The sequence below is a fragment of the Tritonibacter scottomollicae genome, from assembly GCF_003003215.1.
Lineage (GTDB): Bacteria > Pseudomonadota > Alphaproteobacteria > Rhodobacterales > Rhodobacteraceae > Epibacterium > Epibacterium scottomollicae.
Window position 1 is genome coordinate 1 of the sequence record NZ_PVUF01000039.1, and the last position, 7,844, is coordinate 7,844.

A 7,844-nucleotide genomic window follows, 5' to 3' on the forward strand; every position below is an offset into this window, starting at 1 on the left:
GTCAAAACCGCGCAAACAGGCCGGACACATGGCTGCTTCTGACAAATGCACAATTCTGATCAAATATGTCTTGCTATGCAGGAGCCATCCACACAGGACATTCGCTGAGGGTGGGATTTCGAGGACCTCGGGCGGTCCTAATGGGCGGAAACTCATTCTGAAAGTCATTATTGCCCTGCCTTCATGTGAGACGAACCTGTAAAAGGTGCCTGAATTCTGAAGTAGCCCAACCTGGTTCTGGAACCAGATTGGGCAGCTGTAGACTTGTATCGGATCAACATGTGATATGACATTGATTCAATTGCGAATGTGTTAGAGTGCCCCCATGTCGCCCAAGTTAGAAATTACCCCAGCCTACGGCCGCAGGAGGTAGATCTTTCTCGATAGTATTTTCCACTACCGAAGACAGGCGATGGACAAGAGGAATTTGTGGTTCAGTCATTGGCTTCTCTGCACCATTTTTCTCTTTGAATTTTGAGATTTCCTGATTCAGTGTGTGCGCGTCTTTCGACAGAAGTTGGCAAGAAGCAGACGTTTGTTCTACCATTGCAGCATTCTGTTGAGTAGCTTGGTCAAGCTGGGAGACGCCCGTATTTATTTCGTTCAGCGCAATTGACTGTTCTGCAGCACCGTTGGAAATCTCACGAATGTGGTTTGAAATCGTGGTCACGCTCCCAATAATCTGTTGCAGTTCTTCGCCAGATTTTCCGACGAGCTTCACACCATTCCCCACGTGTTGGTTACTCTCGCTGATCAGTTGCTTAATTTCACCAGCGGCATCAGACGACCTCTGTGCTAGTCCCCTGACTTCCGATGCGACGACAGCAAAACCGCGCCCAGCTTCTCCGGCTCGCGCCGCTTCAACGCCAGCATTCAATGCAAGCAGGTTTGTCTGGAAAGCTATGTCATCGATAACACCAATGATCATTGAAATCTGCTCAGACGAATTTTCGATTTCAGACATTGCGGTAATGGCATTGTTGACAACCTCGCCGCTGAGTTCCGCAGACGACCTAGCTTCGGAAACAATTTCATCGACTTTTCGGGCGCCATCTGCGGAAGCATTCACCGTAGAGGTCAGTTCCTCAAGAGCTGCAGCGGTTTCCTCAAGTGTCGCGGCCTGACTTTCCGTCCGGTGGGAAAGCTCATTGGCTGCTTGGGTGATCTCTTCCGCAGTACTCCCGACACCTGCAGTTACTTGCTTGACCGACCCGATTGTATCGGACAACTGTTCAAGAGATTGATTGAAGTTGACATAGAGATCACGGAATTCCTCGCTCGCATCTTCTGACATTCGAATCGTGAGATCGCCATTGGCGAGATCTTGCAGGCCTCCACTCAAGTTCTCAACGGCCTGAGCGATTTCCTGTGAGCGTTGCTTTTCACGCTTCTCTTGGTTGCGGCGTTCGATTTCGCCGTCACGGAACACTAGCAAGGCTTGGGCCATTCGTCCCAGTTCATGTTTATGTTCGCCGCCGGTAATCTGGACAGCCATATCTCCGCCTGCCAGTTGCTCAGTTCGGTCGGCCAAACCCCGCACTGCTCCAGCGATCCAGCGACCGATCGCTACAGCAAGGACGATTGAGGTGAGCGCCGCGAGAGCTCCGACCAAAGGCATAAGCCAGCTCATCCTGTCCACAATGGTTTGACCTTCGGGACCCAAAGTGTCCTGGCGGGCAACGGCAGCTTCGATCACTGCCCCATAGCGGTTCCGAAGCTTTGGCCCGATTGCATCCAATTCGTTTGTACGAATGGTGTTACGGTTCGCGATGACGGAATGGATTTCTTCCGCTGTCGAAACGTAAACGCTTTTTAGCATTTTGACAGTTTCGGCTAGCTCTCTGCGACGTGGGTTCTGCAGGCTTTTCAGAAGGGTGTGCATTTGTTCTTCTGCACTAGAAAAATGCTGTTTTACGCGATTAAATGCCCCCTCATCGTTGTTGAGCAGGAATCGTTCCATGTAAAACCGACCCAGCATCACCTCTTGCTGGGCTATCCCCGCATAGAATGCCGCCTCAAGATCTTCATCCCGGTAGGCTGTTTCCATAATTTCTGTGAGCGCCAAACGCATCTGGGGACCGACTTCAACAATCTTCTTTACAAGATCATTGCGCTGTTTCTGCAAACCAACCATCTGATCAAATGAGTTGCCGTAAGAAACTGCAATCTGTTTTAGGCCTTGCAGCTCAACCAGCATATCTGGATGATCCGCGAAAACTGCTTCTAAGCGCGCGTCTTCGACAATATCTTGGACGTTCTTTCGGACTTCAGAAGCGGCGGCATCATCGGGAGAAATGCGGTACTTCAAAGCCGCCAGTCTCGCCTCAAAAGTCTCAGTTACGAAATGGTTAACCAGAAGTGTCTGACGCGCGGACTCGCGGTACTTCTTGAAGGTGGCTCCCAGTGTCGTTACAGCGATGAAGCCAAAAACAGCTAACCCTACCACCATAAAGAACATTGTGATGTAACCCGAAAAGACGCGGGCAGATATTGATAGTCTTTCCATTAGAAACCTCCGATAAAGACGCAAGATCCAAGCAAGGTTTCACCACTAGTTGGCGGTTTGAGCACCCAGCGAAAAAGTTGTTTGCTTTGCGATATTGCGTGGTGTGGCCGCAAGGCACTGAAATTATTAAGCTCGGAAGATCTTGATGCAGCACACTTGCAAAAAGATTAAGGAAGATCCGTTCATCTATCGGTTGTTTTTTGGGCGGGAATTTGCAAAATTTCGGATCACCGTGAGACCAAACACACGTTTGGATTGCTTTTCCACTTGCGAATCATATTCACGAACAGGCGCATCCATTGGAAACCCTCCGCACCAATTCGGGTCAGCCAATTTTTCTTGGGGAACCTAGGGTTAGCATTCAGAAATCTCCGTGGGACAAGGAGTGGAGATCGCATCTCATATGTGGTTAAGAATTCCAACACTGGCCAGAAACCCAGCTTCGGCTCTTTGCACAGTCCAAGTCGCAACCATTCACCCGTCACGACTTTTGCCTTGGGACTTGAATGACTTCTCTGGTGTAAATCCGAAGCTATGGCCATTTGTCTTGGCTATGTAAATCAGGTCTGATCTTCCAAGTTTGCAAAGTCTGCTTCCTGCGCTTCGCTGACATTCATGCGAGGCGCAGCATCTTTCCAATCTGTCGAGACAGTCTGAAGGTCCGCTCCTGGGAAACCTTTCGGTTTCCTTCGCGCCTGCAGCATTGGCACCGATCCGCGTCGCGTGAATGTCTTGAAATGGGCTGGCTACGGTCATCGATGCGGGTATCAGCACTAGCGGTTGGGTCCCAAACCTGTGAACTCAGTTTTCAAAATTGAATTACCGCAACACGGAGGCGGGGCTGATGGCCCCGCCGCTTCTGTTTTGTGGGCCAGCGGGATTTGGACAAGCCACACGCCCCTGGCCGTCAGGGAGAGGGCGCTGCCCTCCCCCTCGGGCAATCCGATTAGACCGGGCCGTGTCCTCGGCTGCGCCTGCGGGCCGCACCAACCCGGTCGAATAGCATTGCCTCGCCCCCTCCCGCGTTCGCCACGTGGCAGATTGGCAGGAACAGGCGGCTTCGCCGACTGAACCTGCAAATCAGCCCTGATTTTCCAAAAGGAAGGTCAGATCAACGAAACAAGCCACACGGCAAAAACAGTGGATTGGGTCAGTTTATGACGCCTAGGTCAATTTCGTCTGACGTTCAACAAAGGGGTGTGGGACGTCGAACACCTTTGACTCAATCAACGGCCAAAACCTGAGGGAACGATAGGGCTGCCTCTTTCAATTCTGACCCAAACGTCAAGCATTTCTGACCCAGAAGACTGCGTATATCGATAAGCTCGCTTACCTGCGCCAGAAACTAGCGGCCCAGAGCCGCCTTCTACCCACCACGCCGCTTCCGCGCCGCAGCTTCACCAGACCGCCCATTCGTCCATGGCGCAGCATTTTCGGAGGACGAAGGTCGGCAAAGCGGGACAGAGCTGGCTTTCGCTGCGGTCGCTCGAAGGGCTACTATCGGAATTTTCCAACTATATTGAAGCCTCCTCGACGGCTTCTCGAACTGTCTGGAAAACACCCTTCAGTTCATCTTTTCGAACTCCACCGAAGGCGAGACGCAAAGCCTGAGGGACTGCAATAGTCGTTGCAAATGGCTCTGCTCCTGACGCCAAAACGCCCTGCTCCTTCAGGCGTGTGACAATGGGTTCGGATCGAACACCCTTGTCGAGAGGCAACCAAGCGAAGCCTGCGTAGCGATGCGAAAGAACGGACGATCCACCAAGAACGGTTCGGCAAAGCCGCTGGCGTTCTGCGCCGTCCCGCCGCCGGGTCTCTTCGGAACCGGCAAGCGTGCCGTCCTCCACCCAGCCCGTGACCAGACCGGAGATCAGCGCCGGGGCGTTCCAGGTTGTCGCCCTGATCGCTTCAAGCAATCTGTCTGTGTGGGTCGCGGGCGCGATCAAGTAGCCCAGGCGCAAGCCTGTCGCGAGGCTCTTGGAAAAGCCCCCAACATAGACCGTTCGCTCCGGCGCGAGAGCGATGAGGCTTGGCGGCGGATCTGGCTCCAGAAACGTGTAGGCCGCGTCTTCGATGAGTAACAGGTCATGCGTGCGCGCGATTTCGATCAGACGCAGGCGAGTCGCCTCATTCATGACCGCACCCAATGGATTGTGGACAGTCGGCATCAGATAGACCGCCCGCAACTTGCGCGCGCGACACTGTCGTTCCAGATCGTCGGGGTCCATCACGCCGCCCCGTCCCTCAACCGGAACAATTTCGAGGCCCTGCAACGCCGCAACGGATTTGAAGCCGGGATAAGTCAGGGTGTCGGTTGCGATCCTCTCGCCGCGTTGAAAGAGGCCGAGGGCGATGGTCGCCAACCCATGCTGGCCGCCTGACGTGACCAGAAGGCATTCGGGGTCGATAGGACCAAGGGTCGAGGCAAGGCTTTCCGCAATGATCCGTCGTTCATGCGTTCGCCCGCCGTGAGGCTGGTAACGCAGCATCGCCTCAAGGTCGCCCGCCGCCGCAAGCCGCCGCAGGCCGGCCCGCAACATATCCGCATCGGCGGCGTCCCCCGGCATGTTGAAAACCAGGTCAATGAGGCCATCGCTGGCGGTCTGTCGGACCCCCAGCGTGGGGGGTAATCCGAGATCGCGCACAAAGGTGCCACGCCCGGCTTCGCCGACGATCAAGCCCCTTCGCTCCAGCTCGCCGTAGGCACGAGTCGCCGTGGCAAGGGCTATGTTAAACTGTTCCGCAAACGCGCGGTGCGTTGGCAGCTTTGTGCCCGGAGTCAGCTTGCCCTCCTGAATCGCCGTCGAGAGCATGTCGGCAAGGCGTATGTATCGGGCTTTTCCCATGTTCTCACTGTATCTAGTACAATAGAAAAATTGTCCTGCAGACTACCTCGTGACATTCCGAACTCAAGTCAATCTTAAAGGTTCGCGCCCCATGTCCAAATTGATCCCGGTTTCACTGCTCGCCCTTGGTCTGTTCACGGTGACGTTCGCCGTAAACCTTCAGGCTCCGCTCTACGATGCCTATGCGGTCGAAAGTGATGTCGGGGCAACGGCGGTGACGGTCGCGTTCGCGGCCTATGTTGGGGGTCTCATGCCGACGCTGTTGCTGCTCGGCGGGCTTTCGGACCGGATCGGGCGACGTGTTCCGATTGCACTGGCGTTGATCCTCGGCGCCGTTGCGACAGCGCTTCTCGTCCAGGTGCCAAGCTGGACAAGTCTTGCCGTCGCGCGCTCCCTGCTAGGGATCGGAACCGGTCTGGCGACGACCGCCGGGACGGCTTACATGACGGAAATTCTTGGCTCGGATCGCGCTAAGAATGCCGCCCTTATCGTTACCTCTGCCACATCACTCGGCTTTGGCAGCGGCGCTCTGGCGACCGGTATCAGCCTCGGGGTGCAGGGGCCGACACTCTTGCCTGCCAGCTACATCGCCCTGTTCGTGGCGGCTCCGCTCATTGCGGTGATTACCCTCAGACTGCCCCGAATGGACAAGCCCCGGAGCGCGTCCCTTTTGCGCCTGCCGGTCTTCCCTTCCGGGACATGGATGTTCGGGGCCGCAATGGCGCTGGCCTGGTCCACGACCGGCATGACCATCGCGGTCGTTCCGCTGGAGCTTGCCGCGAACGACCTCGGTGGATGGACCGGACTCGTCATCTTCTTGGCAATCTTCGTGGGGTTTCTCTGCCAACCGATTGCCCGGCGGATGACCAATGACCGCGCGCTCGCCCTCGGGTTCGTTCTGATCCCGCTCGGCTTCCTCGTCCTTCTGGCTGGTGTGTGGCTGAAGATTCTTGCATTCGTTCTCGTCGGCACCTGCATCACCAGCGCGGCAAGCTACGGCTTCACCTATCTCGCTTCATTGGCGGAAGTTTCGTTGCGTGCGCCGGACGACCGGGCGCGGGCGACGGCGGGTCTGTTGGCCTATGCGTATTTCGGGTTCTCACTTCCCGTGATAGCCAGCGGCGCACTGGCCGATATGCTCGGTCTCCGCTCGGCGATGGTGGTATTCGCAGCGGTCCAGATCACAGTCACGGCGATCATAGTGCTGACGTGGAAACGAAGGACCGTTCCGCCCGCCGCAGCCTTCGATGCCGGAAAGTGCCGTGACGGACGCAGAGAACAGAATGCAATTACCTGACTAACGAAGTTGCCATTCGCACGGGACGCAGCATTCGGTAGAATGGGCTCTTCACCCGCCGTTCGCCTCGCCAGCACACCAAACTGGCACTGAGACCGGAGGTCAAGGTCAGCTGAGCGGACGAAGCTACCGCTTGTAGAATTTAGGACGCTGAGGACTCTCTGGTTTGCATCACAAAATCATAGGTGACTGAATTCGCGAGCCACTTCGGTGGCAAGGCATTCATGTTCTGAATGCCTCCGATACGCTCCGCCAATCTCCGCGACGGGAGATTATCCTGCACTATTCGGGCGATCATGGCGGACAAACCCAGCCCGTTGCGCGCATGATCCAGATAGGCCCTGCAAGCTTCGGTGGCGTAGCCTTTCCTCTCGTCATCACCTGACCAGATGGTCCAAGTAAACTCGGGAACTTCGCCTTCGTTGAGGTGCAAAGCACCAACATGCCCCAACGCTCGACCGGTGCTACGATCAGTGAATATAAGTCGGCCAAAGCCTCGAAGCTCCCAGTGCCCGACCATGGCCGCCAGCTTCTCAAAAGCCTGAACGCTGTCGAACGGTCCACCAACGAACCCAGACCGATCACTTAGGCAATACGAAGTGTAGGGAATAAGATCCGAAGCATTCGGCATACGAAACGTCAGACGTTCTGTTTGAAGGTGGACTGGTTGCATTTCAGGTCTCAAAGAAAGGGCCGCAACAATCCGTTGCAGGCGGAACAGTTTTCAACCAATGCCACTTAGCGCCACGTCATGACACCCTAATGACGGCTAAGGGCTCGAAGCCGACTTGCGGCGCTGCTGCAATCAGGGCGCAGCGAATCCGCGCCTCGTCCTAGCCGCCAGATGACGCCAGCCAGCCCAATCATGACATTCATGCAAGGCGCGGCGATGTCGCTGCTGCAAGCGCGAAAGCTTCCCGGGAGCAGACCTTCAAGTCTGCTCAGCTGGCCCTGGCTGATGCTGCGGTTTACACTAGGAGTGGCTATGCGCAGAAGGGACCTTTGCAAAGTCCTAGCTTGACCGGCAGGCTAGAGAAGCGAACGGCCCAAAACCGACCTTCACCGACAGTTCAAGATGCTGCGGCGCGGCCCGTCGAAGGTGATGGGGTGGATGGCTCCTGCTTCAACCGGCGTCGCAATGCGCCATAATGCAGGTGTCTAAATCTGCTTTGAGAGGAGCCACCCCATGCAAGTT

Annotated in this window: 4 protein-coding genes; 1 reads left to right on the plus strand and 3 read right to left on the minus strand. The window is 55.7% G+C overall.

Translation table 11 applies throughout. The features are described from left to right. Positions 1-337: 337 nt before the first annotated feature. On the minus strand, positions 338-2,506 hold the full coding sequence (locus CLV89_RS21700; RefSeq protein WP_106165677.1) for a methyl-accepting chemotaxis protein: 2,169 nt from the start codon (positions 2,504-2,506) through the stop codon (positions 338-340). 1,514 nt (positions 2,507-4,020) lie between these two features. Further along, a complete protein-coding gene (locus CLV89_RS21705) occupies positions 4,021-5,352 on the minus strand; it encodes an aminotransferase-like domain-containing protein (protein ID WP_106165678.1) in 1,332 nt (443 codons plus the stop codon). 91 nt (positions 5,353-5,443) lie between these two features. Between CLV89_RS21705 and CLV89_RS21710 the strand changes: the two genes are divergently transcribed. After that, positions 5,444-6,649, plus strand: coding sequence for an MFS transporter (locus tag CLV89_RS21710; RefSeq protein ID WP_106165679.1), 1,206 nt, complete (start codon positions 5,444-5,446; stop codon positions 6,647-6,649). 142 nt (positions 6,650-6,791) lie between these two features. Here the strand turns inward: CLV89_RS21710 and CLV89_RS21715 are convergent, their stop codons facing one another. After that, a complete protein-coding gene (locus CLV89_RS21715; protein ID WP_106165680.1) occupies positions 6,792-7,322 on the minus strand; it encodes a GNAT family N-acetyltransferase in 531 nt (176 codons plus the stop codon). Between the last annotated feature and the right edge of the window lie 522 nt (positions 7,323-7,844).